Origin of the sequence: Ruegeria sp. PrR005 (genome assembly GCF_010500245.1) — a bacterium.
In the GTDB taxonomy this organism is placed as follows: domain Bacteria; phylum Pseudomonadota; class Alphaproteobacteria; order Rhodobacterales; family Rhodobacteraceae; genus Ruegeria_B; species Ruegeria_B marisflavi.
Window position 1 is genome coordinate 84,031 of the sequence record NZ_JAAGOX010000057.1, and the last position, 25,630, is coordinate 109,660.

The window sequence follows — 25,630 nt, forward strand, 5'->3', positions numbered from 1 at the left end:
ATATCATGGCCGAGACACGCCACACCAGGGTTCTGATCATCGGGTCCGGGCCTGCCGGATATACCGCCGGCGTCTATGCCAGCCGCGCCATGCTGCAACCGATCCTGGTGCAGGGGATCGAGCCGGGCGGCCAGCTGACCACCACCACCGAGGTCGAGAACTGGCCCGGCGATACCGAGGTGCAGGGTCCCGACCTGATGGTACGGATGGAGGCCCATGCGAAGGCGATGGGCTGTGAGATCATCGGCGATATCATCACCTCGCTCGACACCTCGGCGCGCCCCTTTGTCGCCAAGGGCGACAGCGGCACCACCTATACCGCCGACGCGGTGATCCTGGCCACCGGCGCCCGCGCCAAATGGCTGGGGATGGAGAGCGAGGAGAAGTTCAAGGGCTTTGGCGTTTCGGCCTGCGCCACCTGCGACGGGTTCTTTTATCGCGGACAAGAGATCGTGGTGATCGGTGGCGGCAATACCGCTGTCGAAGAGGCGCTGTTTCTGACCAATTTCGCCTCCAAGGTGACGCTGATCCACCGTCGCGACGAGCTGCGCGCCGAGAAGATCCTGCAAGACCGCCTGTTCAAGAACGAAAAGATCGTGCCGCTCTGGTTCCACCAGCTGGAAGAGGTCTATGGCACCGACGCCCCGCTGGGCGTCGAGGGGGTCAAGGTGCGTAACGTCAAGACCGGTGAGATCACCGATATCCCCTGCAAGGGCGTGTTCGTGGCCATCGGCCATGCGCCCGCGAACGAGTTGGTCAAGGATGTGCTGGAGCTGCACAATGGTGGTTATGTCACGGTCAAACCCGGAACGACCGAGACCTCGATCCCCGGCATCTTTGCCGCCGGCGACCTGACCGACCACAAGTACCGCCAGGCGGTGACCAGCGCCGGCATGGGCTGCATGGCGGCGCTCGATGCGGAACGGTTCCTGGCGGAGCAGGAGTGATCCGGTGATCCCCTTCTCCGGCACCGTCTGGAGAATAGTGTTCGCCGATCAGGCCGGGGCGCCCACCGCCCCGGCGCGTGCGCCCGAGGGGCGATTTCACCATTCCGGCCAATCGGCGCTTTATGCCTCACTGACGCCCGAGGGCGCGGGCGTGGCGATCCGGCGCTATGTGGGTCCACAGGACCCGCCTCGTGTGATCCTGCCACTTCTGGTGACCGGTGTCCGTCTGGCCGACCTGCGCGGCCGCAGCGACGCCTCGATCATATGGCAGGATATCCACGAAGCCGGTGCCCCCTCGCCCACCTGGGCATTCTCCGACGCCGCCCGGGTGGAGGGCGCGCAGGGCCTGCTCTATTCCTCGCGGTCGCGTCCGGACCTGACCCATATCGTTCTGTTCGATCTACGCGCGCCTTTGGTCTGTCAGGCCGGAGACGCCAGCCCCTGGCTTGCGGTCACCTGACCCGGCTGTGACTTGACCAAAGCCGGACCACCACCCAGACTTTGCACAAGAGAGCGCAAAGCGAGGGCAAGGTGGCAAGCGTACTTTGGCGGGGCAGTTTGGCGACACGTCTCAGGATCGCGAGCGGACTGGTCCTGTTCACCTATGCCTTTTTCCATTTCATCAATGTTGGCCTTGGCCTGATCGACCCCGTCTGGATGGAGGAATTTCAGGATGCCAGACAGATCTTCTCCCGCAGCCTGATCGGCACGGTCATTCTATATACCGCGCTTTTGCTGCATGCCGGTCTGGCGATGGTCACGCTGGCGCGGCGGCAGACCCTGCGGATGACCCGCGCCGAGGCGGCACAGGTTGTCCTGGGCCTGCTCATCCCGCTGCAACTGATCGCGCATGTGGTTCACACGCGGTATGCCCACGAGGTCTACGGCGTACAGGATGAGATGAGTTATCTCATCATCCTGATGTGGCCCAATATCTCGGTCTGGCAGCAAAGCGCCCTGCTGCTGGTGGTCTGGACCCATGGCTGTATCGGACTGCATTTCTGGCTGCGTCTCACTTCATGGTGGAAGGCCTGGGTGCCCTGGATGATCGGCGTGGCGGTTCTGGTGCCCTCTTTCGCCCTGGCCGGGTTGCTGACCGAGGGACGGCGCATGTTCGCCATATTCAGCGATGACGCGCTGCGACCCGGGTACATGGAGGCGTACAACTGGCCCGATCTGGCCACGTTCGGTGCGCTGTTCGATGTCAAGGATGCGGGCCTTGCGATATTCTGGGGGCTGCTGGCGCTGACGGCGGCGACCTATGCGGGGCGCAAGCTGCTGCGGCGGCGCAACGCGGTGCGCATCCGCTATGTGGACGGGCCAGAAATCGTGTCCGAGCGGGGCCTCACCCTGCTTCAGATGTCGCGCCTGCATGGCATCCCGCACACCGCGCTTTGCGGTGGCAAGGGGCGCTGCACCACCTGCCGGGTGGTGATAGAGGAAGGTTCCGACTTGCTGCATCCGCCGTCTGAGGTGGAACTGGCCAGCCTACGCGCGGTGAAGGCGCCGCCGAACACGCGCCTGGCCTGCCAGATTCGCCCGACCGACCCGGCCACCGTTTTTCGGGTTTTCCGGCCCGAAGGTGGCCGGAACAGGGCGCATGCCAGCCAGGGGCAGGAAGGGCAGCTTGCGGTGCTGTTTCTGGACATGCGCGGGTTCACCGCGCGCACCACCGGGCAGTTACCCTATGACGTGGTGTTCCTGTTGAACCGGTTCTTTGACGCGATCGTGCCCTCGGTCATCGGGGCGGGTGGTACGGTGGACAAATACCTGGGCGACGGGTTTCTGGCGGTGTTCGAAGCTCGGGACGCCGCGACTTCGGCCCGGGCCGGATTGGAAGCGGCGCGCAGCATTGGCGCGGCGCTGAAGCTGTTCAATCGGACGCTTGTGGCCGAAGGCGCCGCACCGGTGCGGATCGGCATGGGCCTGCATCTGGGCAATCTGGTGCTGGGCGAGATCGGGGCGGGCGGCCATGCCCCCCGCACCATCATCGGCGATACCGTAAATGCCGCCAGCCGGCTTGAGGCCGAGACCAAGGGCTTGGTTGTAGAACTGTTGATCTCGGAGGCTGTGTTGCAGGCGGCCGGGGTCGATACAGCAACGCTCGATCTCCAGGAATTCTCGCTGCGGGGGGTACCGGAACCCGTTCTTGCCCTGCCCGTCCCGGATGCCGCGACCCTCTTCTTGCCGCAAACAGCGACGGAACAGAGTTCTGATTGATTTCGGTTCTGGCCTCAAAGCCCTGAAAAAGTTTGCATCCCGGACGCCAGAACGGCACCCTGTTCCCGTTTTTTGGCCAAATGCCACAATTTACCCTTTGTTCGCCCAGAGGCCTAGACATTCAGAGGCAACAGGGACTATTGCATGGCCCGAATCCGCCCACGAAACCGATCTCAAGTATCAGAGTATTCCCATGACCATGTTGAGTAATCTCGCTCCCATTCCGGAGCTGTATGTTTCCTACGAGTCCGCGCAAAAGCTGAAGCTGGAAGCAGCCGACCTGCAAAGCCACGATCTGACGCCGCGCCAGATCTGCGATCTCGAACTGCTGATGAACGGTGGTTTCAATCCGTTGAAAGGGTTCCTGAGCGAAGCCGATTACGACGGTGTTGTCGAGAACATGCGCCTGACCGACGGTACGCTGTGGCCGATGCCCATTACCCTGGATGTCAAGGAAGAGTTTGCTGACAAGATCGAGATCGGCCAGGACATCGCGCTGCGCGACCAGGAAGGCGTGATCCTCGCCACCATGACCGTGACCGACAAATGGGTGCCGAACAAAGCGCGCGAAGCCGAGATGGTCTTTGGCGCTGACGATCTGGCGCATCCGGCTGTCAACTACCTGCATCACACCGCAGGCAAGGTCTATCTGGGCGGCCCGGTCACCGGGATCCAGCAGCCGGTGCATTACGATTTCCGCGCCCGCCGCGACACGCCTAACGAGCTGCGCGCATTTTTCCGCAAGCTGGGCTGGCGCCGTATCGTCGCCTTCCAGACCCGCAACCCGCTGCACCGCGCGCATCAGGAACTGACCTTCCGCGCCGCCAAGGAAGCGCAGGCCAACCTGCTGATCCACCCGGTTGTCGGCATGACCAAGCCGGGCGACGTCGATCATTTCACCCGCGTGCGCTGTTACGAGGCGGTGCTGGACAAATATCCGGCGGCCACCACCACCATGTCGCTGTTGAATCTGGCGATGCGGATGGCAGGCCCGCGCGAGGCGGTCTGGCACGGGATCATCCGCCGCAACCACGGGTGCACCCATTTCATCGTCGGCCGCGACCATGCCGGCCCCGGCAAGAACAGTCAGGGTCAGGATTTCTATGGTCCCTACGACGCGCAGGAACTGTTCAAGAAGCATCAGGACGAGATCGGCCTGGAAATGGTGGACTTCAAGCACATGGTCTATGTGCAGGAGAAGGCCCAGTATTATCCGGTTTCCGAGGTTCCCGAAGGGTCGACCGTGCTCGACATCTCGGGCACAGAACTGCGCCGCCGCCTGCGCGAAGGGCTGGAGATCCCCGAGTGGTTCTCGTTCCCCGAAGTGGTCAAGGAACTGCGCCGCACCTCGCCGCCGCGGTCGAAACAGGGCTTTACCGTGTTCTTCACCGGTTTCTCGGGCTCGGGCAAATCGACCATCGCCAACGCGCTGATGGTCAAGCTGATGGAAATGGGCGGTCGCCCGGTCACCCTGCTGGATGGCGACGTGGTGCGTAAGCATCTGTCAAGCGAGCTGGGCTTCTCGAAAGAGCACCGCGACATCAACATCAAGCGCATCGGCTATGTCGCAAGCGAGATCACCAAGAATGGTGGCATCGCCATCTGCGCCCCGATCGCGCCTTATGCCGCCACTCGCCGCGCCGTGCGCGAGATGGTCGAAGCCTATGGCGCCTTCTGCGAAGTGCATGTCGCCACCACGATCGAGGAATGCGAACGCCGCGACCGCAAGGGGCTCTACAAGCTGGCCCGCGAAGGCAAGATCAAGGAGTTCACCGGTATTTCGGACCCCTATGACGTACCGGAGAACCCCGAGCTGCGCGTCGAGACCGAGAATGTGGATGTCGACAACTGCGCGCATCAGGTTCTGCTGATGCTGGAAAGCATGGGCCTGATCACAGGCTGAATTCAAACGGCCCGGGAGAGAACCTCCCGGGCCTTTTTCTTTGGTGCGCTGTAAAACTGCGGGAGTCAGCCGCCGATCTCATTCCGAATCATGCGCGCGGCCCGCAATTCATGATCGGCAAACGGCGCAAGCTGTTCCCTCAGGGCCCGCAGGGCGGGTAGGCGCGCAGCGTAATCTTCTGGACCAACCTGAAGCACGGCGGCGCGAACCTCTTCCTCTGTCTCGCACAGGATCATCGCCGCAGGATCGACGAAATCGTCGATATTCGGGCAGCCCCAATAGATCGGCACCGTTTCACAAAACACCGCGTCGAGAAGTTTTTCGGAAAAGTAGTTCCGTTCCCGCACATTTTCGATCACGACGGAATAGCGGTAAGGTGCGAGACCGTCGGCCTTGGTCTCGAACGGCTGATAGCCGCGACCCAGAACATCCATCGCCTGCCCCGTTGCACGCGCCCAGTCCACGACGGCATGGCGCAGCTTGTGACCCTCGCTGTCGCGCTTGGCAGAGGCGATCAGGGAGCAGTTTTTCGTTTTCGACGGGGTCAGGCCGCGCCATTCGGGAACCCAGGTCGTGCCGAAGGGCACAAGCCGTGCGTTAGGCAGGCGGCCGAGTGCCTCCTGGTTGAAGGTCAGAACCCGAAAGAACCGCCGCCAGGTCAGGCGCAACAGCGCATAGTGCTTGCCATGGATCACCGCCGGTTCGGCCATGATCAGCGAAATCTGCGCCCGGGTTCCCCGTTGCAGGCGGAAATGCGTATCCGTCCGGGGGTAGACGATCAGGTGATCATCCGGCCCAAGGTCGCCGACAGTGGCCCCGGAGAGGCGCGCCGGACAGCCCAGCGGCCAACTGAGCCGATCCACCGGCATCCGGGCTAGATCCGGCCCTAGACGCTGGCCGTAGGGGAGGATGGCAATGGCGGTATCGCGGGCCGGTGTCATTGGGGTAAACAGACCTGTCCACGCATCAGGACAAAGCCCTGACCGGCAACCTTGACCCCTGTCATCGCCTGCGCCGGACCAACGCGCGTGACGCGCGCCTGCCCCGGCCGCCCCATGCCGTGCCCCTGCTCGGCGGTGAAGGTCTCCTTGTCCATCAGACCATGTTTCCAAAGATAGGCGGCCATGGCGCCGGTGGCCGAACCGGTAAAGGGATCCTCGGGCGGGCTGGGCGGCGCGATCAGCAGGCGGGCATAGGTGTCGCCCGCCAGGGTCGCGCCGGACAGCGTGACCATGAAGGGTTCGAGCATGTCGGAGCCCTTGTACCCCTGGCTGGCGGCCAGGTCACGCAAGGCGTCGACATTCAGCACCGCCGCATCAAGCGCGGCGCGGTCCCGCAAGACGGTGATGCAGAACGGCAGGCCGGTCGAGACCATCTGCGGCGGCGAGACGATAGCGTCGGCGGGCAAGCCGATGACGCGCGCCACCAGATCCACCGGGATCTGCGCCCCGAACCGGGGCGCGATCTGGGTCATTTCGATATCGTCCCCCCGGATGCGGATCGGTACCAGTCCCGCCCCGGTTTCCAGCACCAGGTCATCCTTTTCGAGGAATCCGCGCGCGCGCATGGCCGCGACTGTGGCGATGGTGGGGTGACCGGCAAAGGGAATCTCGCGGCTGGCCAGGAAATAGCGTACCCGCACGTCGGCCACGTCGGAGGGGCCGGTAAACGTGCATTCCACCAGAGAGGTTTCGCGCACAAAGGCCATGCACGTCTCGACCGACAGATGCGAACCGCCATGCACCACAGCACAGCCGTTGCCGCCAAAGGGCCGCGCTGAGAAGGCATCCACCCAGTCGAAATCGTGCCAATCCATGGTGCTGTTCCTGGTTCATGTCACAGGACTGCATGTTTCGGCGGTTTTGGTCCCGTTGTCACGCGGGAAACGCCGGGCACCATAACGCTATACGGGGATCAGTGCACCGTGACCGGCGACAGGTCGTTCTGGCGGGCCAGGACAAAGGCCATCTTGCGGTCGGCAACCAGGGCCAGCCGCTCTCCTTGCGCGTTGTGAACCGCATAGAGATGGTCGCGATCCCCGGCCTGCTGGCGCACCTCGTCCGGCAGATCGGCGACATCCACCGCCTTCACATAGACGATCCGGTCGCCGTCATCCTTGAAATCATAGGGAGTGTGCATTTCTTACCCTTTCCTGATGTTGATCGTCTGCACCACCGATTGCGGCACAGCCCGGGTCAGGTCGACATGCAGCAGACCGTTTTCCATCACGGCCTCGCCCACTTCGACCCCGTCAGCCAGCACGAACATGCGCTGGAACTGTCGCGCGGCAATGCCACGATGCAGGAAGATCCGCCCTTCGCTGTCGTCGCGCTGACGTCCCCGGATCACCAGCTGCCGGTCTTCGACAGTGATCACCAGATCGTCTTCGGCAAATCCCGCGACGGCCAGGGTGATGCGATAGGAGTGATCTGAGGTCTGCTCGATGTTGTACGGCGGGTAACCCTCGTTTCCGGATTTGGCCGACCGTTCCAGCAAGCGTTCCAGTTGCTCGAAACCCAGCATGTGAGGGTAAGAGTTCAGAGTAAGTTTCGACACGTGTATCTCGTCCTTATCAGAAAAGCGACGTTCTGGCGCGACCCCGACAACGGCAGCCGCATGTAAGGAATATGGGAAGAAAAGGCGCGCATCACAAGGTCTGGCCGAAAACTGTGTGAATGCGTATCCTTACGGACACCTCTGGCACCGTCTTGCGAGTCGCTTCATGAATGCACCCAGCGATCTTTCGATGAAATCCGATGACGTGCTGCGCGTGGAACTGGAAGTGTTCCGCCGCCAGCATCGCGACCTGGACGAGGCGATTTCCGCGCTCGAGGAAAAAGGCACGGCGGATCAGTTGACCATCAAGCGGCTGAAAAAGCAGAAATTGCGCCTGAAGGACATGATCGCCCTGATCGAGGACCGACTGACCCCGGATATCATTGCCTGACGCCCTTGCCGCATTGCCAGCCGGTGCGATTTGGCTATAGTGCGCGCTCCTTTCAAAGCGAGCGGAGCGCATGGCCGGGGTCAAGGTAGGGATCATCATGGGCAGCCAGTCGGACTGGCCCACCATGAAGCAGGCAGCAGAAATTCTGGATGAACTGGGCGTGGCTTACGAGGCGCGGATCGTCTCGGCGCATCGCACCCCGGACCGGTTGTGGGACTATGGCCGCGCCGCTGCCGGGCGTGGCTTGCAGGTGATCATCGCCGGAGCCGGCGGGGCGGCGCATCTGCCGGGGATGATGGCCTCCAAGACGCGGGTGCCGGTGATTGGCGTGCCGGTGCAGACCCGGGCGCTGTCGGGGGTCGATTCGCTTTATTCCATCGTGCAGATGCCCAAGGGCTATCCGGTCGCCACCATGGCGATCGGGGCGGCGGGGGCTGCCAATGCGGGGCTGATGGCGGCCGGCATCCTCGCCTTGCAGGACGCGGATCTGGCCGAACGGCTGGACGCCTGGCGCGCGGCACTTTCGGCCTCGATCCCCGAGGAGCCGGTCGATGAGTGAGGCGCTGAAACCGGGGGCGCGGATCGGTATTCTGGGCGGCGGCCAGTTGGGCCGGATGCTGTCGGTTGCCGCCGCGCGACTGGGTTTTGTCACCCACATCTACGAGCCGGGTGCCAACCCGCCCGCCGGTCAGGTGGCCGACCGCGTCACCACCGCAGGCTATGACGATGCCGAAGCGCTGGCACAGTTCGCCGCCGCGGTCGACGTGATCACCTACGAGTTCGAGAACATCCCGACCGAAGCCCTGGATATCCTCGAGGCGCACCGCCCGATCCGGCCCGGACGCGAGGCGCTGCGGGTGAGCCAGGACCGGTTGACCGAAAAGAGCTTTCTGCGCGATCTGGGCCTGATGACGGCGCCTTTTGCCGATGTCACCGATCTGGCGAGCCTCGAGGCCGCGATTGGTGAGATCGGCACGCCAGCGATCCTCAAGACCCGGCGCTTTGGCTATGACGGCAAGGGGCAGGCGCGGCTGAAGTCACCCGGGGATGCGGCGGCGGCGCTGGCCGATATGGCCGGTGCGCCCGCGATCCTGGAAGGGTTCGTGGAGTTCAGCCACGAGGTCTCGGTCATTGCCGCGCGCGGGCTCGACGGGCAGGTTGCCTGTTTCGATCCCGGCGAGAATGTGCATCGCGACGGTATCCTGCACACCACCAGCGTGCCCGCACGGCTAAGTGCGGCGCAGCGCACCGACGCGGTGCTGCTGGCGGCGCGGATCCTGAATGCGCTCGATTATGTGGGCGTGATGGGGGTGGAACTGTTCGTGACGCCGGCCGGGCTGATCGTGAACGAGATCGCGCCCCGGGTGCATAACTCAGGCCACTGGACCCAGAACGGCTGCGCCGTGGATCAGTTCGAGCAGCATATCCGCGCGGTGGCGGGATGGCCGCTGGGCGACGGGCAGCGCCATGCCGATGTGGTCATGGAGAACCTGATCGGCGCCGACATGGAGCGTGTGCCGGAGCTGGTGGCCGAGCGCGATCTGGCGTTGCATCTTTACGGCAAAGCCGAGGTGAAACCCGGCCGCAAGATGGGCCATGTCAACCGGATCAAGCGCAAAGGCTGAAACAGGCTGCGAAATCCGTCCCGGATTTCGCGCGCGACGCCGATGGCCCGCCGGGCCTGAGGCGGGGCGCAGCCCCTGTCGCGCTGTGCGCGATGCCTCCGGCGGGAGTATTTCCCGGCAAGGTGAAAGCGCTTAGCTCAGGAAGCGGGTCGCCACATCGCCGGACAAATAGCTGACGCGGCCACCGGCAAAAGTCGCAGCGACCCTATGGTTCTGCGCATCGAGGATCACCAGATCTGCACGTTTGCCGGGCGCCAGCTCTCCCCGGTCGCTCAGCCCGAGGATCTTTGCGGGGCCGGAACTCACCAATGCCCAGGCCGCTGGCAGGTCGAGAACGCCGGTGCGGGCCAGCATCAAGGCGGCCCGGCGCGGGCTGGGGTAGTGATAGTCCGAGGCCAGCGCATCGCAATAGCCCATGGCGATCAGTTCCACCGCGCTGGCATTGCCCTTGTGCGAGCCGCCGCGCACCACGTTGGGCGAGCCGAGGATGACATGCCCGCCTGCCGCACGCCTGGCCTCGGCCGCTTCGGCGGTTTCCGGAAACTCCGAGATGCGCAGGCCACGCGCTTGCCAGGCGGCACAATCGGCCGCACTGTGGTCGTCATGGCTGGCCATGATCACCCCCCTGCCCTGTAGCTCCAGGCAGAGCGCATCGAGCGCGGCGGGCACTCTGTCACCGTTGGCATGCAGCGCCATGAGCATCTCCAGATGCGCCTCGGGGCTGCGGCCCGCCTTCAGGGCCTGCCCAGCCAGTCGCGGCGGCTTGCGCCCTTCTGCCAAGCGGTCATGCGGCAGGTGATCGTTGAACACCAGATAAGGAACCTGCCATTCCTCCAGAAGGTCCGGCAACGCCTCATAGTCATCGAGCATATGGGTCTCGAACCGGAGTTGAGGGATCAAGTCCGTCACCAGCTGTTCGCGCACTTGCTGAATCGCCCGGAACACTCCGGCCGCGAACTCGGGGCTGCGCAAGCCGCCCTCCCAGCTCCAGAACTGCGCCATGACGGCGGTGGTGATGCCGTTGGCGGCCAGTTCGGCCTCGGCCGCGACGACGCCCTCGGCCATCTCTTTCATGGCGCCGCGCCGTGGCGCCATGTGCCGTTCGAAACCGTCGCCGTGCAGGTCGACAATCCCCGGCAGCACCAGATATCCCGCAAGGTCGATCCTGCGGCCGGTTGCCGAGGACACAAAGCAGCCATCGGCGAGGCTCAGATCGGCCCGTTCCAGTCCGCTCGGAAGCAGGACCTGCGCGCCGGTGAGTGTCAGTTCAAGAGAGGTCATCGGCCACGGGTCCCCGATCCATTCGCGCAGTTTGCGCCCAGGCATCCCTTGTCGAACGCGCCGAACACGGAATCGATCCAGGTCAGCTCGGGATCGAAACGGCCGTTTTCGAGAAAGAAGAGGGTCTGGGCGATCACACGCGGGTTGTTCATCATGAATGTATGCGTGACAGGCAAGACGATGTGGTCCGTCATGCCGGCAACCTTGGTCGAGGCGACCGAAACCTTGCCATCGTCGGGCCCGGGAATGATCGACGAAAAGACCGGGTTCAGCGTGTTGTCCCCGGCGATCACGCCCAGCGGAAAATCCACCGGCGGTAGTTTGCGCGGCACGCTGTCCGGCCCGGTTCCCAGCGCCAGCCCGGCCGGGCCGTTCAGACGGCCGAACACCTCCCAGGCGCCCAGTTCGTCAACCAGTTCGCTGCCCTGGTTCGGCGGCCCCAGCATCACAACGCGGCCAAGCCCGGCGGGGCGATTTGTCAGCAGCCACTGGCGGATCAGGATGCCGCCCATCGAATGCGCCACCATGTGGATCGTTTCGCCCGAACATTGCGCCACCGCCGCAGGCAGAGTGTCTTGTGCCAGTTCGGGGATCGGCAGGTCCGTCGAGGGGTAGCCCGGACGCACAACGCGCAAACCCCGCGCCTCGAACACCTCGTCCATCAGGGTAAAGGACGCCTCGGTGCGTGCCAGCCCATGCAACATCACGACGCAATCCGCCCAAAGCGGCGCAGGCAGAAGCAACAGAAACAGGGACAATACCAGACGCATAGGCGGGAGATACTGCGATTTACCGGCGTGCGAAACCCTCAACGCGCGGGCGTGCGACGGATGGAAAGCGCGATACCGCCCAGCAACAGCACGCCCCCGAGGAGCAGCCGGAGCGGGAGATCCTCTCCCAGCAGAAGCACGCCAGCCAGGACGGCGATGGCAGGGGCGGAAAGCTGCACCGTTGCGGCGCGCGCGGATCCGAGGCGCGGCACCAGACGGTACCAGAGCGCATAGCCCAATCCAGACGTCACCGCGCCAGAGATCACGGCCAAGGCGGCCCCTTCCCAGGTCAAGGCAAGAGATGTGCCCAGCATCAGGATCGCGGCAGCCGAAACCGGCAAGGCCATGACAAAGTTCGCGCTGGTCGCCGACAACGCATCCGTTTCAAGACGCCCGGCAAGCGTGTATGCGGCCCATCCCAGACCTGCCAGCCCCATCAGACCGGCGCCAACCAGATCAACGCGCACGCCACCGGCTGGCCATAGAATCCAGGTCAGGCCGGAAAAAGCGACCACAGCCCCGATGATCTGACGGACCGTAGGCGGGATACCCGACACGGCGGTCCAGCCGAACATGGTGATCTGCACAACGCCAAACAGGATCAGCGCGCCCAGACCCGCATCCAGGCTGAGGTAAGCGAGTGAAAACGCGACCATGTACAATGATAAGGCCCCGGCGCCCACTATTCTCTTGCGATGGAAAAGCGGCAGCGGCTTGTGTTGCCAGAGGACCAGACACACCAGCATGGCAGCGCCCGCGAACAAGCGCAGCAGTGCAAACGCCCCTGGGTCCGCCAGATTTCCGGCCACGGCAAAACGATTCAGAATGGAATTGGCGGCAAAGGCCACCATGGTCAGGGTTGTGAGCAAAAACAACTGCATGAGGGCCCCTTGGATCGCTCTACCGGGACGTTGGTCCCGCTTCCGCCCATCTGTTTGGTCGAAACCGGCGGCAGAAAGCAACTCTTTCTACATCACGACTACGATGGATGGCCGGAAGAGAACCTGCCTTCATGCCTCTCCGAAGGCAATGGGGTAGATCAGCCGCGACGCCGGTGCGTTCTGGCCTGGTCCGGCCAGCAACAGATGTTCGACCGGATAGGGGGCGGTCAGGTTGGCTGCCCGCTTGGAGGAAAAACCGCGCTTGCCGTAGTAATCCCGATCCCCAAGCACAACGATGGTGAGATCGCGTTCCTTTGCCCAGGCAATTGCCAGTTTCAGGACCTTGGACCCGATGCCGCGGTTCTGATGTTCCGGCGACACGGCGACAGGCGCCAGGCACAGCCACCCATCCGGCGCCCGCATCCAGGACAGGGCGGCATAGCCCAGCAACTGGCCGAATTCCTGATAGACGATCTCGGTCGCCAGATCCCGGTCGGCCCGCAACGCGCGCACCAGTTCCGCCTCTGCCTCACCCTCAAAAGCCGCGCGCAACAGGGCGTCGACCATGTCAGGGAATACTGCGGGGGGAAGCGGGTTCATGTCTGGATCTGCTCGGGATATGCGGTGCTGCGCTTTCTTGCATGAAACAAACTGTGATTACAGGCCGCACACGCAGAATTCACGGGTTCCCAAGTGCTTTTGTTCCCCATTAACCGGAAATGAATAAGGGGCCGCCCGAAAGCGACCCCTTGTTTTCCGATCGGCTCGGACGTGCTTACATCATGCCGCCCATGCCGCCCATGTCGGGCATGCCGCCTGCGGGGGCATCTTTTTGCGGCTTGTCGGCCACCATCGCTTCAGTGGTGATCAGCAGGCCAGCAACCGAGGACGCGTCTTCCAGAGCGGTGCGGACAACCTTGGCCGGGTCGATCACGCCGAACTTGAACATGTCGCCATATTCTTCGGTCTGCGCGTTGAAGCCAAAGGCCGGATCGCCCGATTCACGCACCTTGCCGGCAACCACGGCGCCGTCGACGCCTGCGTTCTCGGCGATCTGGCGCAGCGGTGCTTCGATGGCCTTGCGCACAATGTTGATACCGGCGGTCTGGTCGGCATTTGCGCCTTCCAGGTCGGCCAGAACCTTGCCCGCCTGAACCAGAGCGACACCGCCGCCCACAACGACACCTTCCTGCACGGCAGCGCGGGTGGCGTTCAGGGCGTCATCGACGCGGTCCTTGCGCTCTTTCACTTCGACTTCGGTCATGCCGCCGACGCGGATCACGGCAACACCGCCGGCCAGCTTGGCCACGCGCTCTTGCAGTTTCTCACGGTCGTAGTCGCTGGTGGTCTCTTCGATCTGGGTGCGGATCTGGGCCACACGTGCTTCGATCTCGGCCTTCTCGCCTGCGCCATCAACGATGGTGGTCTCGTCCTTGGTGATCGAGATTTTCTTGGCGGTGCCCAGCATGTCCATGGTCACGGACTCGAGTTTCATGCCCAGGTCTTCGCTGATCACCTGACCGCCGGTCAGGATGGCGATGTCCTGAAGCATGGCCTTGCGGCGGTCGCCGAAGCCCGGTGCCTTGACGGCTGCGATCTTCAGGCCGCCGCGCAGCTTGTTGACCACCAGGGTTGCCAGGGCTTCGCCCTCGACATCCTCAGCAATGATCAGAAGCGGTTTTTGCGACTGGATCACCTGCTCGAGCAGCGGAACCATCGGCTGGAGCGAGGACAGTTTCTTTTCGTGCAGCAGGATCATGCAGTCTTCGAGTTCTGCGATCATCTTGTCTGCGTTGGTGACGAAATAGGGCGACAGGTAGCCACGGTCGAACTGCATGCCCTCGACCACGTCGGTCTCGGTTTCCAGACCCTTGTTCTCTTCGACGGTGATGACACCCTCGTTGCCGACCTTCTGCATGGCTTCGGCGATCTGGCGGCCGATTTCGGTTTCGCCGTTGGCCGAGATGGTGCCGACCTGCGCCACTTCGGCGCTGTCGTTGACGGGGCGCGAGGCGGCCTTGATGGCCTCGACAACCTTGGCGGTGGCCAGGTCGATACCACGTTTGAGATCCATCGGGTTCATGCCGGCGGCAACCGATTTCATGCCTTCCTTGACGATGGCCTGGGCCAGAACCGTCGCGGTGGTGGTGCCGTCGCCGGCCTCGTCATTGGTGCGGCTGGCGACTTCTTTCACCATCTGCGCGCCCATGTTCTCGAACTTGTCTTCCAGTTCGATTTCCTTGGCGACCGACACACCGTCCTTGGTGATGCGGGGCGCGCCGAAGCTCTTGTCCAGAACCACGTTGCGGCCTTTGGGGCCCAGGGTCACCTTGACCGCGTCGGCCAGGATGTTGACGCCCTTGAGCATCTTGTTGCGGGCTTCGGTGTTGAACTTGACGTCCTTAGCAGCCATGTTCTTTCTCCTTGAGAAATTTGATTGGAATGTTGCGACCAGAGATCAGAGAAGCGCGCGGCTTACTCGATGATCCCCATGATGTCGCTTTCCTTCATCATCAGCAGTTCTTCGCCATCGACGGTGACTTCGGTGCCCGACCATTTGCCGAACAGAACCCGGTCGCCCGACTTGACGGCCATCGCGATCAGCTCGCCGCTATCCTTGCGGGCGCCTTCGCCACAGGCGACAACCACGCCTTCGCTGGGCTTTTCCTTAGCGCTATCGGGGATGATCAGGCCGCCAGCTGTTTTCTCTTCGCTTTCGGTACGGCGAACCAGCACGCGGTCATGAAGCGGTTTCAATGCCATCTTTGCAGCTCCTTGAGGCTCAAAGTTTGTTTCCCTCCCCCTGCTCTGTGTCAGAGGCATTAGCACTCTCTCTTGCTGAGTGCTAACGGCGCATAGCTAGGGACATGAAATGCCTGAGTCAACATCTTTGCCCGGAAAAAAATCACCCGGTTTTGTCGGGACGGAGACGGTTTACAACCGGGTGCCCCCGAAGCAGAGTGCATGCCGTATGACAGACGCGGGACAATCGACATGCAGATCAAGGCAAACGGCATTCGGATCGAGGTCGAGGAGCACGGACCGTCGGACGGCGTACCGCTGATCCTTATCCGGGGGCAAGGCAGCCAGCTGGCGCATTGGCCGACCGAGCTGTATGACGGTTTTGCCAAGGCCGGATACCGGGTGATCCTGTTTGACAATCGCGACGTCGGCCTGACCCAGCGCTGCCCGGCAGAGGGCGTGCCGGGGGATGCCGACAGAATTCTCGACCTGCTACGCGGCGGCGCGGATATTCCCAAACCCTACGGGATCGAGGACATGGTCGGCGATATCACTGGCCTGATGGATGCGCTGGGGATCGAACGCGCGCATATGTTCGGCATCTCGATGGGAGGGGCAGTGCTGCAACAGCTGTGCATCGACCACCCCGGCCGCATTCTGTCAGCGACCATTGTGATGACCGCTTGCAGCCCGTTCACCGAGCGGGCGCCCGACGATCATGCGAAAATGCTGGCGCTGGTTGAAAGCCTGTTAGTGCGCGACGTGACGCGCGCAGAGTATCTGGATGCGCAGGTTGCTGAACATGGGTTGTGGGGAAGTCCCGGTTATCCGATGCCCGAGGCGGAGATCCGCGCCATGGCCGCACGCGCCTGGGATCGAGGGGTCGATGCGGCCGGAAAGAACCGCCAGGTACTGGCCATCCTGCACGCCCCCGACCGGCGGCCGGACTTGCGCAAAGTCACCCTGCCCTGCCTGGTGATCCACGGCACCGACGATACGCTGATCCCACTGGCGATGGGTGAAGAGATCGCCGAGACGATTCCCGGTTCCGAATTTCACGCTGTGAAAGGCATGGGCCATATCATCACCCCCGCGCTCGCCCCGGTCATGGTTGACATGGTGACCGACTTCATCGCGCGGCGGGCCTAGGTCCAGCTATAGGCCCAATGGACCAATCCGGCGCGGCCTTCATCCGTAATGCCATAGATCCCCTTCTCGACCCGTAGAAACCAGCCATAGTGGTTTTCGCGCATCAAGCGGGTTGCCGTGGTAACGCCCGTGGCGCGGGCGACCTCGCTGCCTTTGCTCTGCCCGTTCTCCGCCAGATGCGCGGCACAGCGCAACGCATCCTGGCGATAGGCGGTGACAATGCCATGCCGGGTCGAACCACCCGCGTTTGGATCGCCAGTCAGGCGGTCGAATTCTCGGAGCAACTTGTCCGTCCGCGCCCTGGACTTGCGCGGCTGGTAGGGCCCGGGGTCGCACAGCACCTCGACCCGCCCATCGGCGCGCACTGTGATCAGGCCCAGCCCCAACCGCCGGCACAGCGCGAGATTGTCGCGTAATGCCCGCCGGGCCGTTTTTCCCTTGGGCCGCAGGACCGCCATATAGACGGTATCGGTCAAGGCCAGACGCGCCACGGCCTGATGAAACAGCGAAAGGGAGAACCGCAGTTTCAATTCCACCACTACCGGCGGCTCATCGCCCCGCCGCGCGACAATGTCGGCGGCGCCGACCTCACCCTTGACGGTGTAGCCCTGCCGTTCCAGCATCTGTTTGATTGGTGGGTATAGATCCTGCTCTCGCTGCATGGTTGCAGGCTAGGCACATTGGAGGGGCAATACAATCGCGCACCCAAGCGTGACTTGCCCCGGGCCAATGTGAACCTTAGCTGTTGATTCAGTTCGCGATTGAAGGAGGCCCCATGCTGCGCGCCCTGATACTCTGCCTGGGCCTGCTGGCCGCAACCGGGGTCGAGGCCCGCTGTACCGGCACCGATCTGCGGACACGGTTGACGCCCGAGGGCGAGGCGCTGCTGGCGCGCGAGATAAAGAAGGTCCCGTTTGCCTATGGCAACCACTGGATCGCGACAAAAGGGTCGCAACGTATCCATCTGATCGGAACCCAGCACACAGGGGACAGCCGTATGCGGGCGGTGATGCGAAAGCTCACGCCGGTGATCCAGACCGCCGATGCCGTGCTGTTGGAAGTCACCGCCAAGCAGCTTGCCACGCTCGAAGACACGTTGCGCAAGACGCCCTCGATCCTGACGATACCCAAGGGCTCTCCGGGACTGGACAAGCTGATGGAACCGGAAGAGTGGCAGATGCTGAGCCTTCAGATGCGGGTGCAGGGGGTCGATGAAAGAGTTCTGGCCCGTATGCAGCCCTGGTTCATCTCGATGAACTTGTCCCGCTCGGGCTGCGGCGGGCGCGGGCTGTTTGCCTATCGCGGCCTGGATGACCGGATCGAGCTGTTGGCGGCGCGGGCCGGTGTGCCGGTTGGGTCGCTGGAAGCGGTGGGAACCGGCATGAGCTCGTTATCCGCCATCCCGATCCGCGACCAGGTCAAGCTACTTGTGCTGGACATGAAGAGCGAGCTCAATTTCGACGATCAGGTCGTGACCCTTTCGAACGCCTATTTCGAAGAGAGGTTGGCCGAGGCAATGCTGATCGAGGACTGGACGCTCTATCGCGACCTGGACGTTTCGCGCAAGGAAGTGTCCCGCCTGCTGCGCCAGTTCGATACGCATATCCTGGACAAGCGCAACCGGGCCTGGATGCCGGTCATCCAGCGGACCAAGGCGCAGACTCTGGTCGTGGCGGTCGGGGCCGCGCATCTGCCGGGAAAGGCCGGCCTGCTGAACCTGTTGAAACAACGCGGCTACAGCCTGAGCCGTGCGGAATTTTAAAGAGTGCGAATGACATCCATGCGATTTCTGGCCGTTTTCCTGTTTCTGACAATGCCAATGGCGGCCTTTGCCGCCTGCGAAGGGCGCGACCTGCGGGACGACTTGCCGAACGACGTCCGCGCCGAGATGGAACAGGCCGCTGCCGCGACCCCCTATCCCGAGGGCAACCATTGGGTCGCGACCCGGGGCATAACCGTGCTGCACCTGATTGGCACCCTGCATGTCAACGATCCCCGAATGGGGCCTGCCGCCGACAGGCTGGAACCGCTGATCGAGCGGGCGAATTCTGTCTGGTTCGAGCTGAACGCCGCCGACCTTGCCGCGTTCGAGCGCGAGGTCATGAGCAACCCGAAGGTGGCACTGATCACCGAAGGCCCGACTCTGATCGAACTGATGAGCGAAGAGGGATGGAACCGCGTCGCCCAGGCCCTGGCCGAGCGCAATGTCCCGGCCTGGATGGGGGCAAAGATGCAGCCCTGGGTGTTGGGATCCGTCCTGTCGCTGCCGCCCTGCCTGATGCGCGATCCCGAGGCAAAGCGCGGCATGGACAAGCGACTGTCGGTTCTGGCGGACATGCATGACGTGCCGCAGCATTCGCTGGAGACCGGGGCGGAGTTGCTGGCGCTGTTCACCGCCACCCCGATCGAAGAGCAGGCGCGCGAGTTGGAGATGTTCTCGGGCAGTCTGGGGGCCGATGCCGACCAGTTGGCGACATTGAGCGAGATCTACTTTGAAGAGCGCCATGCCGAGTTCATCGAATTCTCGCGCCGTGACGCGCTGGCGCGCACCGGTTTGTCGCCCGAGTCGTTCGATCCGCTCTGGGAAAGTTTCATGTTGGACCTCGTAGAGGGGCGCAACCGCAACTGGATGCGCCATATTCTGGATATCCGCGACAAGACTGCGGTAATCGCCGTTGGCGCGGGCCACCTGCACGGCGAAAGTGGATTGCTGAACCTCCTGGCGCTGGAGGGGTATACGTTGGAACGCGCCGCGTTCTAAGGCGGAAACCTGACCAAGGGTCGCAGCCTGCGCGGCCCCCCGTGACAATGCCGATCCGCGCCCCTATAAGGCGCGCAAATTTGACCTTGCGCAGGATAGACACATGACCATTCAGGTATTTGGCCACAAATCCCCCGACACCGATTCCACCGGCTCGCCCATCGTCTGGGCCTGGTATCTGAACGAGGTAAAGGGCGAGGCCGCCAAACCGGTGCTGCTGGGCGAACCCAACACCGAAGCGGCCTTCATGCTGAGCCGCTGGGGTTTCGACAAGCCCGAGATCATCTCGGACGTGGACGCAGGCGCCCCGGTAGTGATCGTGGACACCAACAACCCCGCCGAACTGCCCGCCAGCGTCAATGACGCCGATATCCGCCAGATCATCGACCACCACGCGCTGATCGGCGGGCTGAAAACCAAGGGCCCGATCGACATCACCGTGCGCCCGCTGGCCTGCACCGCCACCATCATGGTCGACCTGATGGGCGACGATGCCGCGCGCATGCCCGAGGCGATCAAGGGCGCGGCGCTGACCTGCATCCTCAGCGACACGCTGGAGTTCCGCTCGCCCACCACCACCGATCATGACCGCGCCGTGGCCGAGAAGCTGGCCGCCGATCTGGGAATCGACATCCCCTCCTATGCCGCCGAGATGTTCGCAGCCAAGTCGGACGTGTCCTCGTTCTCGGATGCCGAACTGCTGCGGATGGACTCGAAAGAGTACAATGTCGACGGCAAGGAATTCCGGGTCTCGGTTCTGGAAACCACAGCGCCCAAGGTGCTGCTGGACCGCAAGGACAGCCTGATGGCCTCGATGATCGACGTGGCCAAAGAAGACGGCGCCGATCAAGTGCTGCTGTTCGTGATCGACATCCTGAACGAGGAAGCCACCCTGCTGGTGCCCAACGATCTGGTCAAGACAGTGGCCGAAAAGAGCTTTGGCGCCTCGGTCTCGGGCGATACGGTTGTCCTGCCCGGCATCATGAGCCGCAAGAAGCAGATCATCCCGAACCTGAAGGTCTGACGACACCAGGATCGAAACCCGACAAACGGGTTGGAAAGGGCGCGGATACGCGCCCTTTTTTTGTGGCCACGATAATGAGACACTTCGGTCAACGACCCCGGGAATCGGGTCGTTCCATTATTACGCCGCAGGCAGGGCTCTGCGTCCTGCCCGGCCAAACTGATAAAAACAAAATCTCACCAACCGGAGGTACTGACATGCCGCTTCTCCTAGACCGCCGTTCCTTTATCGGCGCAACCGCTGGCTTTATCGCGCTGCATCCGTTCTCGGCGCGGGCATCCGGGATGCAGGCCCATTTGCGGATCATGGAGACGACAGACCTTCATGTGCATGTCTACCCCTATGATTACTACGCCGACAAACCGATCGACACCGTCGGCCTGTCGCGCACAGCAGCGCTGATCCAGTCGATCCGGGACGAAAGCACCAACTCGCTGCTGATCGACAACGGCGATTTTCTGCAAGGTAACCCGATGGGCGATTACATCGCCTATGAACGCGGTATGGCCGAGGGCGACAACCACCCGATCATCACCGCGATGAACACGCTGGGGTTTGACGGATCGACCTTGGGCAATCACGAGTTCAACTATGGGCTGGATTTCCTGACAAAGTCTCTGGCGGGTGCGAATTTCCCGGTTGTGTGCGCCAATATCGCCCGCGAGGCGGGCAGTTCCCCGCGCGAGGACAAGACGCTGTTGCCGCCCTATGTCATTCTGGATCGCGAGGTCATCGACGGCGACGGGACACCCCATCCGATCCGGATCGGTCTGATCGGTTTTGTCCCGCCACAGGTGATGAGCTGGGATCGGCGGCATCTGGAGAACAACGTGGTCGCGCGCGACATCGTGGACACCGCCCGGGCCTATGTGCCGCAAATGAAGGAGCAAGGCGCAGACATCATCATCGCCCTCTGCCATTCCGGCATTGGCGAGGCCAATCACGTGGACGGACAGGAGAACGCCGCAATTCCACTGGCGGCCGTCGACGGTATCGACGCGATACTGACCGGCCATCATCACCGCGTCTTCCCCGGCCCGCAATATGAGGGAACCGCAGGCGTCGACTCGACCGCCGGGACCATCATGGGCAAACCTGCGACCATGGGCGGTTTCTGGGGCTCTCACATGGGGCTGATCGACCTGATGCTGGAACGCGACGGCGGGGCATGGCGCGTGGTGGCCCATACCGCCGAGGCGCGCGCCATCTCGAAGCGCAACGAAGACCGCTCGATCACGCCGCTGGTCGAAAGTGTCGCCAAGGTCGAAGAGGCGGCCAGCGCCGAACACGAGGCGACGCTTGCCTATGTCCGCCGTCCGGTGGGCAAGACCGACGCGGCGCTGCACAGCTACTTCGCTTTGGTGGCCGACGATCCCTCGGTGCAGATCGTGTCGATTGCCCAGACCTGGTACATCGGCGAGATGATGAAGGGCACCGAGCATGAAGGTCTGCCGATCCTCTCGGCCGCAGCGCCGTTCAAGGCGGGCGGGCGCGGCGGGCCGCAGTACTATACCGATGTCCCGGTGGGCGACGTGGCGATCCGCAACGTTGCTGACCTATACTTGTACCCCAACACGGTGCGCGCCGTGCGCGTGAACGGGGCGCAGCTGCGGGGCTGGCTGGAACGGTCTGCCGGGATCTTCAACCAGATCACGCCAGGCGAGGCCGATCAGGTTCTGCTGAACCCCGATTTCCCGTCTTACAATTTCGACGTGATCGACGGGGTGACCTATCAGATCGACCTCAGCCAGCCGTCCCGCTTTAGCGCCAAGGGCGAGATGGCCAATCCCGAGGCCCAGCGGATCGTCAACCTGTCCTTCAATGGCAAGCCGGTGACGGATGACATGGAATTCGTGATCGCAACGAATAACTACCGGGCCAGCGGCGGCGGAAACTTCCCGGGCGCCTCGCCGGATACGGTGATTTTCGAGGGACCTGACACCAACCGGGACGTGATCGTGCGCTACATTGTCGAACAAGGCACGATCAATCCCAGCGCCGACGCGAACTGGTCGTTTGCGCCCCTGCCCGGCACCTCGGTCCTGTTCGACACCGGGCCAGCCGCCGCGCAATATGCCGAAGGTCTGAAGGGCGTAAAGATCGAGGCCGCGGGCGATGGGCCGGACGGCTTCGCCCGGTTCCGCATCGCGCTGTGATCTGAGCCGGCGGGATAGCTCCCTGCTACGCGGGGGGCAACCCGTCAAAGGCGTGTACGCCTTCGGGAATGTTGTGAAAGGCCTGTTTCTCGGCGGCAAAGACCGCCGCTTTGGGGCCCTTGAACAACGCGGGGTCGTCCAGCGTGCCGATCTTGAGGATCACCGCCGGCAGGCCGGGCCGGTGCGAGGCGACCCCGGTGCCGCAGGTGGCGCAGAAATCGCGGGTCACGCGGTCGGGGCGGTCCTCCAGCCTAAAACTCTTGGGCGTGCCTTTGACATAGCGAAAGCCAGCGGCGGGCATCACCATGAACAGGTTCGGCGCGCCGCCGGAGTAGGTTTGGCAGGCGCGGCAGTGGCATTGTGCCTTGAGCATAGGCGCGCCTTCGGCCTCGTAGCGCAGCGCGCCGCAGTAACATCCGCCAGTAAGAGTCATTCCGGGTCTCCTGTTTCGGTTTCTCGGGCGAGGATGGACGCAGGGGGCACAGGCCGCTAGTGTCACAAATGACATTATCCAGATCAAAATGGACAACACCCCTTGGACGTTCTCCTGCTGCATCCCACCCCCTGTCAACGCTCCAGCCTGGCCATCGCCGAGGACATGCTGGACAGCGCCAACCGGGTGGCCGCGTTGCGCGGCGAGACGGCGCCGTTTTGCTGGCGCACCCTGCACCCCGAGGCGGTCTGCCCGGATACACCGGCGCCGGGGCTGGTGGTGCTGCCGGGGATGGGGCTTGCCTCGGCCGAGGAGTTGCGGGCGGCGATGGACAGTCCTGCCTTTTTTGCGCTGACCGCGGCGCTGCGCCACTTCGTCCAGCCCGGTACCCGCATTGCCAGCGCCTGCTCTGGCGTCTTTGCGCTGGCGGCGGCGGGGCTTCTGGATGGGCGCTGTGCCACCACAACCTGGTGGCTGGCGCCGCTGTTGCGGGGCTGGTTCCCCAAGGTCCGGGTCGAGATGGGCGAGGTGCTGTGCAGCGATGGAGCGCTGGTGACGGCGGGGGCGTCCTTTGCCCAAATCGACCTGATGCTGCACCTGATCGAAACCCAGGCAGGGTTTGCCCTGGCCGAGGATTGCCGCCGCTTTCTGCTGGCTGACAGCCGACCCAGCCAGCTGCCCTATCTGTCGGTGGCGATCCTGGTGGCGGGCGATCCGGCGCTGCAACGGGCCGAGCTGCATTTACGCCGCCATATCGCCCGTCAGGTGCCGCTGGCCGAACTGGCCGATGCCGCCGGTCTGGGCGCGCGCACCTTTGCCCGCCGTCTGTCCCGGGTCGCGGGCATGACCCCGGGTGAGTTTGCCCAGACCCTGCGGGTGACCGAAGCGATCCGGCTTTACCGGGCGGGCGGGCTGAGCCTGGAACAGATCGCGCATCGGGTGGGATATGGCGATGCCACCGCGCTCCGCCGTGTAATGACCCGCCGCACCGGGCGACGGCTGGAAAGTTTTCGCAGCTGAGCGCCAGCCCTTTCCCATGGCCATTGTCCAACGCATGCGGCATACAAGCCTTTGCGACAATACCCAAACCGGACCCAGACATGACCCAGATCATAAACGCCCTCTCCGACATCTCCGACCGTTATCGCGCGCTGTTCGTCGATCTGTGGGGATGTGTGCACAATGGGGTTACCGCATATCCAGATGCGATCTCTGCGCTGAGAGCCTATCGTGCCCAGGGCGGCAAGGTCGTGCTGGTGACGAACTCTCCGAAACCGCGCGCCGGGGTTGCGACCCAATTGGTCCAGTTCAACGTGCCCGAGGACGCCTATGACACCATCGCCACCAGTGGCGACAGCGCGCGCTCTGCCATGTTTCGGGGCGCGGTGGGGCAAAAGGTCTTCTTCATGGGCGAGTGGCAACGCGACGCCGGGTTCTTCGAACCGCTCAAACTGCTCGACAACCCGGTCGAGATTACCCGCGTGCCGCTGCAAGAGGCCGAGGGCATCGTTTGTTGCGGCCCCTTCGACCCGATGGCCGACCCGGCGGTGAACCGGCCCGAGTTCCTCTATGCCAAGACCAAGGGGATGAAGCTGCTCTGCGCCAATCCCGATATCGTGGTGGACCGGGGCGAGGTGCGCGAATGGTGCGCCGGCGCGCTGGCGCGGCTTTACACCGAGATGGGGGGCGAGAGCCTGTACTTCGGCAAGCCACACCCGCCGATCTACGATCTGGCCCGCCGCCGTCTGCTGGAATTGAGGGCGGATATTCCCGATTCCGAGATCCTGGCGATCGGCGACGGCATCCAGACGGACATCGCCGGTGGTCAAGGCGAAGGCATCGATTCCCTGTTCATCTCGGGCGGTCTGGCCGCATCGGAAACCAAAACTGGCATCAACCCGGATCCGGTTGCGCTAACTGCATATCTGGAAAGAGAAAACAGGAGCCCAACCTATACTATTGGACAACTGCGCTGAGCAGAAAGGGCTTGATTTTCTGCACCTGCAAAGTAATAAAGTTGCCAAAGTCAGGTGGAGACTTGCTCAAAGTTGCTCCGCCACCTGGATAGAGAGGGTGACATGTTGGACAATCTGCCGCGCGGAACGATCTGTATCGAAGATATCGAGATGGGCATGACCCGGTACCTGCGCAAACAGGTCACCGACGAGGATATCGAGATGTTCGCCCAGGTCTCGACCGACCGCAACCCGGTGCATCTGGACGACGAGTATGCCCGCGACACGATCTTTGAAGGCCGTATCGCCCATGGCATGCTGACCGCCGGGCTGATCTCGGCGGTGATTGGCGAGCAGCTGCCGGGCCATGGCACGGTCTATATGGGCCAGTCGCTGAAATTTCTGGCGCCGGTGCGCCCGGGCGACACGGTCTATGCCGAGGTCAAGGTGATCGACATCGATTTTGCCAAGCGCCGAGTCAAGCTGGACTGCCATTGCGCCGTCGATGGCAAGAAGGTGTTGGTGGGCGAGGCGATGGTGCTGGCCCCCTCGCGCAAGTTCGACTGATCAGAGGTAGGCGCCCACGAAGCGTGCTGGCATGCACTTCCAGCCAGCGCGAATCGTGTGATCGTACTCGTCCGGTGTGCCAAGGCGGACCAGCAGAAACCGCGTTTTGAGCGACCGGTCTGCGCTTCGAGACACGAAGATGTGATCTGCCTATCCAGGCACGACCTTAACCTCCGAACCCTGCTTTCCTGCACCATATCAACGAATTGTACGCTGGTGCCGATACAAGCGGCGCCCGTGCGCCTCTGGCACAAAACGGCTGACAACCG

27 protein-coding genes are annotated in these 25,630 nt (G+C 63.2%); 15 read left to right on the forward strand and 12 right to left on the reverse strand.

Annotated features, from left to right (window positions below):
- Positions 1-5 precede the first annotated feature (5 nt).
- The 4 genes from trxB to G0P99_RS23830 all read left to right on the forward strand — a co-directional run bounded on the left by trxB (position 6) and on the right by G0P99_RS23830 (position 5,070).
- On the forward strand, positions 6-947 hold the full coding sequence (gene trxB / locus G0P99_RS23815) for a thioredoxin-disulfide reductase (protein WP_164132992.1): 942 nt from the start codon (positions 6-8) through the stop codon (positions 945-947).
- Between the two features lie 4 nt (positions 948-951).
- On the forward strand, positions 952-1,407 hold the full coding sequence (locus G0P99_RS23820) for an RES family NAD+ phosphorylase (RefSeq protein ID WP_164132993.1): 456 nt from the start codon (positions 952-954) through the stop codon (positions 1,405-1,407).
- Positions 1,408-1,478: 71 nt separating this feature from the next.
- Positions 1,479-3,167, forward strand: a complete 1,689-nt coding sequence (locus tag G0P99_RS23825) for an adenylate/guanylate cyclase domain-containing protein (protein WP_164132994.1) — start codon at positions 1,479-1,481, stop codon at positions 3,165-3,167.
- Between the two features lie 193 nt (positions 3,168-3,360).
- Positions 3,361-5,070 carry a bifunctional sulfate adenylyltransferase/adenylylsulfate kinase gene (locus G0P99_RS23830; RefSeq protein WP_164132995.1) on the forward strand — a complete coding sequence of 570 codons (1,710 nt, stop codon included), beginning with the start codon at positions 3,361-3,363 and terminating at the stop codon, positions 5,068-5,070.
- A gap of 65 nt (positions 5,071-5,135) precedes the next feature.
- Here the strand turns inward: G0P99_RS23830 and G0P99_RS23835 are convergent, their stop codons facing one another.
- The 4 genes from G0P99_RS23835 to G0P99_RS23850 all read right to left on the reverse strand — a co-directional run bounded on the left by G0P99_RS23835 (position 5,136) and on the right by G0P99_RS23850 (position 7,626).
- Complete coding sequence (locus tag G0P99_RS23835; RefSeq protein WP_164132996.1) at positions 5,136-6,011, reverse strand: hypothetical protein; 876 nt, start codon at positions 6,009-6,011, stop codon at positions 5,136-5,138.
- A complete protein-coding gene (locus tag G0P99_RS23840) occupies positions 6,008-6,886 on the reverse strand; it encodes a PhzF family phenazine biosynthesis protein (protein WP_164132997.1) in 879 nt (292 codons plus the stop codon). The genes G0P99_RS23835 and G0P99_RS23840 overlap by 4 nt, the downstream gene beginning before the upstream one ends.
- 98 nt (positions 6,887-6,984) lie before the next feature.
- Entirely contained in the window at positions 6,985-7,209 is a 225-nt protein-coding gene (locus G0P99_RS23845; protein ID WP_164132998.1) for a DUF1150 family protein, read from the reverse strand.
- A gap of 3 nt (positions 7,210-7,212) precedes the next feature.
- Positions 7,213-7,626: an Hsp20 family protein gene (locus G0P99_RS23850; protein WP_263388848.1), complete on the reverse strand. Its 414-nt coding sequence runs from the start codon at positions 7,624-7,626 to the stop codon at positions 7,213-7,215.
- 166 nt (positions 7,627-7,792) lie between these two features.
- On the opposite strand from G0P99_RS23850, the gene G0P99_RS23855 reads away from it, so the two are divergent.
- The 3 genes from G0P99_RS23855 to G0P99_RS23865 all read left to right on the forward strand — a co-directional run bounded on the left by G0P99_RS23855 (position 7,793) and on the right by G0P99_RS23865 (position 9,642).
- On the forward strand, positions 7,793-8,017 hold the full coding sequence (locus G0P99_RS23855; RefSeq protein ID WP_164132999.1) for a YdcH family protein: 225 nt from the start codon (positions 7,793-7,795) through the stop codon (positions 8,015-8,017).
- Between the two features lie 70 nt (positions 8,018-8,087).
- Positions 8,088-8,576, forward strand: coding sequence for a 5-(carboxyamino)imidazole ribonucleotide mutase (gene purE, locus G0P99_RS23860; protein ID WP_164133000.1), 489 nt, complete (start codon positions 8,088-8,090; stop codon positions 8,574-8,576).
- A complete protein-coding gene (locus tag G0P99_RS23865; protein WP_164133001.1) occupies positions 8,569-9,642 on the forward strand; it encodes a 5-(carboxyamino)imidazole ribonucleotide synthase in 1,074 nt (357 codons plus the stop codon). Before purE ends, G0P99_RS23865 begins: the two co-directional genes overlap by 8 nt.
- 132 nt (positions 9,643-9,774) lie before the next feature.
- Here the strand turns inward: G0P99_RS23865 and G0P99_RS23870 are convergent, their stop codons facing one another.
- The 6 genes from G0P99_RS23870 to groES all read right to left on the reverse strand — a co-directional run bounded on the left by G0P99_RS23870 (position 9,775) and on the right by groES (position 15,337).
- Positions 9,775-10,923, reverse strand: coding sequence for an alpha-D-ribose 1-methylphosphonate 5-triphosphate diphosphatase (locus tag G0P99_RS23870; RefSeq protein WP_164133002.1), 1,149 nt, complete (start codon positions 10,921-10,923; stop codon positions 9,775-9,777).
- Complete coding sequence (locus G0P99_RS23875; RefSeq protein WP_164133003.1) at positions 10,920-11,693, reverse strand: alpha/beta fold hydrolase; 774 nt, start codon at positions 11,691-11,693, stop codon at positions 10,920-10,922. The genes G0P99_RS23870 and G0P99_RS23875 overlap by 4 nt, the downstream gene beginning before the upstream one ends.
- A gap of 38 nt (positions 11,694-11,731) precedes the next feature.
- Positions 11,732-12,574, reverse strand: a complete 843-nt coding sequence (locus tag G0P99_RS23880; RefSeq protein WP_164133004.1) for a DMT family transporter — start codon at positions 12,572-12,574, stop codon at positions 11,732-11,734.
- Positions 12,575-12,703: 129 nt separating this feature from the next.
- On the reverse strand, positions 12,704-13,174 hold the full coding sequence (locus tag G0P99_RS23885) for a GNAT family N-acetyltransferase (protein WP_164133005.1): 471 nt from the start codon (positions 13,172-13,174) through the stop codon (positions 12,704-12,706).
- Positions 13,175-13,349: 175 nt separating this feature from the next.
- Complete coding sequence (gene groL / locus G0P99_RS23890) at positions 13,350-14,987, reverse strand: chaperonin GroEL (RefSeq protein WP_164133006.1); 1,638 nt, start codon at positions 14,985-14,987, stop codon at positions 13,350-13,352.
- Positions 14,988-15,049: 62 nt separating this feature from the next.
- Positions 15,050-15,337 (reverse strand): co-chaperone GroES, encoded by a 288-nt coding sequence (gene groES / locus G0P99_RS23895; RefSeq protein WP_011046635.1) that lies wholly within the window; start codon positions 15,335-15,337, stop codon positions 15,050-15,052.
- A 231-nt stretch (positions 15,338-15,568) separates the two neighbouring features.
- Between groES and G0P99_RS23900 the strand changes: the two genes are divergently transcribed.
- Positions 15,569-16,465 carry an alpha/beta fold hydrolase gene (locus G0P99_RS23900; RefSeq protein ID WP_164133007.1) on the forward strand — a complete coding sequence of 299 codons (897 nt, stop codon included), beginning with the start codon at positions 15,569-15,571 and terminating at the stop codon, positions 16,463-16,465.
- Here G0P99_RS23900 and G0P99_RS23905 read toward each other — a convergent pair.
- A complete protein-coding gene (locus G0P99_RS23905) occupies positions 16,462-17,127 on the reverse strand; it encodes a DUF2161 domain-containing phosphodiesterase (RefSeq protein WP_164133008.1) in 666 nt (221 codons plus the stop codon). The genes G0P99_RS23900 and G0P99_RS23905 overlap by 4 nt on opposite strands.
- 113 nt (positions 17,128-17,240) lie before the next feature.
- Between G0P99_RS23905 and G0P99_RS23910 the strand changes: the two genes are divergently transcribed.
- The 4 genes from G0P99_RS23910 to G0P99_RS23925 all read left to right on the forward strand — a co-directional run bounded on the left by G0P99_RS23910 (position 17,241) and on the right by G0P99_RS23925 (position 22,406).
- Positions 17,241-18,227: a TraB/GumN family protein gene (locus tag G0P99_RS23910; RefSeq protein ID WP_164133009.1), complete on the forward strand. Its 987-nt coding sequence runs from the start codon at positions 17,241-17,243 to the stop codon at positions 18,225-18,227.
- Between the two features lie 9 nt (positions 18,228-18,236).
- Complete coding sequence (locus G0P99_RS23915; RefSeq protein ID WP_239059925.1) at positions 18,237-19,226, forward strand: TraB/GumN family protein; 990 nt, start codon at positions 18,237-18,239, stop codon at positions 19,224-19,226.
- A 103-nt stretch (positions 19,227-19,329) separates the two neighbouring features.
- Positions 19,330-20,250 carry a manganese-dependent inorganic pyrophosphatase gene (locus G0P99_RS23920; protein WP_164133011.1) on the forward strand — a complete coding sequence of 307 codons (921 nt, stop codon included), beginning with the start codon at positions 19,330-19,332 and terminating at the stop codon, positions 20,248-20,250.
- A 197-nt stretch (positions 20,251-20,447) separates the two neighbouring features.
- Positions 20,448-22,406 (forward strand): bifunctional 2',3'-cyclic-nucleotide 2'-phosphodiesterase/3'-nucleotidase, encoded by a 1,959-nt coding sequence (locus G0P99_RS23925; protein ID WP_164133012.1) that lies wholly within the window; start codon positions 20,448-20,450, stop codon positions 22,404-22,406.
- 25 nt (positions 22,407-22,431) lie between these two features.
- Here the strand turns inward: G0P99_RS23925 and G0P99_RS23930 are convergent, their stop codons facing one another.
- Positions 22,432-22,839, reverse strand: coding sequence for a GFA family protein (locus G0P99_RS23930; protein ID WP_164133013.1), 408 nt, complete (start codon positions 22,837-22,839; stop codon positions 22,432-22,434).
- 102 nt (positions 22,840-22,941) lie between these two features.
- Here G0P99_RS23930 and G0P99_RS23935 point away from each other — a divergent pair, with 102 nt between their 5' ends.
- From G0P99_RS23935 to G0P99_RS23945, 3 genes are all read left to right on the forward strand, one after another.
- Positions 22,942-23,859: a GlxA family transcriptional regulator gene (locus G0P99_RS23935; protein WP_164133014.1), complete on the forward strand. Its 918-nt coding sequence runs from the start codon at positions 22,942-22,944 to the stop codon at positions 23,857-23,859.
- An 80-nt stretch (positions 23,860-23,939) separates the two neighbouring features.
- Positions 23,940-24,815 (forward strand): HAD family hydrolase, encoded by an 876-nt coding sequence (locus G0P99_RS23940; protein WP_164133015.1) that lies wholly within the window; start codon positions 23,940-23,942, stop codon positions 24,813-24,815.
- A 102-nt stretch (positions 24,816-24,917) separates the two neighbouring features.
- On the forward strand, positions 24,918-25,361 hold the full coding sequence (locus tag G0P99_RS23945) for a MaoC family dehydratase (RefSeq protein WP_044028673.1): 444 nt from the start codon (positions 24,918-24,920) through the stop codon (positions 25,359-25,361).
- Positions 25,362-25,630 lie beyond the last annotated feature (269 nt).

Bases quoted from the DNA above. Each gene is read 5' to 3' on its own strand.
- G0P99_RS23945 (WP_044028673.1), top strand. From the start codon at position 24,918: ATGTTGGACAATCTGCCGCGCGGAACGATCTGTATCGAAGATATCGAG.
- trxB (WP_164132992.1), top strand. From the start codon at position 6: ATGGCCGAGACACGCCACACCAGGGTTCTGATCATCGGGTCCGGGCCT.
- groES (WP_011046635.1), bottom strand. From the start codon at position 15,337: ATGGCATTGAAACCGCTTCATGACCGCGTGCTGGTTCGCCGTACCGAA.
- purE (WP_164133000.1), top strand. From the start codon at position 8,088: ATGGCCGGGGTCAAGGTAGGGATCATCATGGGCAGCCAGTCGGACTGG.
- G0P99_RS23835 (WP_164132996.1), bottom strand. From the start codon at position 6,011: ATGACACCGGCCCGCGATACCGCCATTGCCATCCTCCCCTACGGCCAG.
- G0P99_RS23870 (WP_164133002.1), bottom strand. From the start codon at position 10,923: ATGACCTCTCTTGAACTGACACTCACCGGCGCGCAGGTCCTGCTTCCG.
- G0P99_RS23900 (WP_164133007.1), top strand. From the start codon at position 15,569: ATGCAGATCAAGGCAAACGGCATTCGGATCGAGGTCGAGGAGCACGGA.
- G0P99_RS23885 (WP_164133005.1), bottom strand. From the start codon at position 13,174: ATGAACCCGCTTCCCCCCGCAGTATTCCCTGACATGGTCGACGCCCTG.
- G0P99_RS23845 (WP_164132998.1), bottom strand. From the start codon at position 7,209: ATGCACACTCCCTATGATTTCAAGGATGACGGCGACCGGATCGTCTAT.
- G0P99_RS23875 (WP_164133003.1), bottom strand. From the start codon at position 11,693: ATGCGTCTGGTATTGTCCCTGTTTCTGTTGCTTCTGCCTGCGCCGCTT.
- G0P99_RS23840 (WP_164132997.1), bottom strand. From the start codon at position 6,886: ATGGATTGGCACGATTTCGACTGGGTGGATGCCTTCTCAGCGCGGCCC.
- G0P99_RS23940 (WP_164133015.1), top strand. From the start codon at position 23,940: ATGACCCAGATCATAAACGCCCTCTCCGACATCTCCGACCGTTATCGC.
- G0P99_RS23925 (WP_164133012.1), top strand. From the start codon at position 20,448: ATGCCGCTTCTCCTAGACCGCCGTTCCTTTATCGGCGCAACCGCTGGC.
- G0P99_RS23910 (WP_164133009.1), top strand. From the start codon at position 17,241: ATGCTGCGCGCCCTGATACTCTGCCTGGGCCTGCTGGCCGCAACCGGG.
- G0P99_RS23920 (WP_164133011.1), top strand. From the start codon at position 19,330: ATGACCATTCAGGTATTTGGCCACAAATCCCCCGACACCGATTCCACC.
- G0P99_RS23830 (WP_164132995.1), top strand. From the start codon at position 3,361: ATGACCATGTTGAGTAATCTCGCTCCCATTCCGGAGCTGTATGTTTCC.
- G0P99_RS23880 (WP_164133004.1), bottom strand. From the start codon at position 12,574: ATGCAGTTGTTTTTGCTCACAACCCTGACCATGGTGGCCTTTGCCGCC.
- groL (WP_164133006.1), bottom strand. From the start codon at position 14,987: ATGGCTGCTAAGGACGTCAAGTTCAACACCGAAGCCCGCAACAAGATG.
- G0P99_RS23930 (WP_164133013.1), bottom strand. From the start codon at position 22,839: ATGACTCTTACTGGCGGATGTTACTGCGGCGCGCTGCGCTACGAGGCC.
- G0P99_RS23915 (WP_239059925.1), top strand. From the start codon at position 18,237: ATGACATCCATGCGATTTCTGGCCGTTTTCCTGTTTCTGACAATGCCA.
- G0P99_RS23865 (WP_164133001.1), top strand. From the start codon at position 8,569: ATGAGTGAGGCGCTGAAACCGGGGGCGCGGATCGGTATTCTGGGCGGC.
- G0P99_RS23905 (WP_164133008.1), bottom strand. From the start codon at position 17,127: ATGCAGCGAGAGCAGGATCTATACCCACCAATCAAACAGATGCTGGAA.
- G0P99_RS23855 (WP_164132999.1), top strand. From the start codon at position 7,793: ATGAATGCACCCAGCGATCTTTCGATGAAATCCGATGACGTGCTGCGC.